Source organism: Yokenella regensburgei ATCC 49455 (assembly GCF_000735455.1).
GTDB lineage: Bacteria > Pseudomonadota > Gammaproteobacteria > Enterobacterales > Enterobacteriaceae > Yokenella > Yokenella regensburgei.
The window spans coordinates 1-343 of the sequence record NZ_JMPS01000063.1 but is presented as its reverse complement, the minus strand read 5'-3'; the positions used below and the strand labels follow the sequence as shown (position 1 = coordinate 343).

2 tRNA genes are annotated in these 343 nt (G+C 51.0%); both read right to left on the bottom strand.

Annotation, left to right across the window (positions count from 1 at the left end):
• Positions 1–56: 56 nt before the first annotated feature.
• Positions 57–132 (bottom strand) — tRNA-Ala (locus GYRE_RS14380).
• A gap of 107 nt (positions 133–239) precedes the next feature.
• A tRNA-Ile gene (locus tag GYRE_RS14375) sits at positions 240–316 on the bottom strand.
• Positions 317–343 lie beyond the last annotated feature (27 nt).

Genomic DNA, 343 nt, shown 5'->3' with positions numbered 1-343 from the left:
CTTCGCAGTGAACCTTTTCAGGTACACTCTGAAGTTTTCTTGTGTCGCAGTAAAGATGGTGGAGCTATGCGGGATCGAACCGCAGACCTCCTGCGTGCAAAGCAGGCGCTCTCCCAGCTGAGCTATAGCCCCATCGTAGTTAAACCTCATAAACCGTAATTCTTGTTGAGGCAAGGCGTGGTGACACGAAGCATACTGAAGTATGTGAGTGTCGCCGCAACGCAGCTTCAGCAAGAATTTGGTAGGCCTGAGTGGACTCGAACCACCGACCTCACCCTTATCAGGGGTGCGCTCTAACCACCTGAGCTACAAGCCTGCAGAGATTTTTACTGCTGTTTTTTCA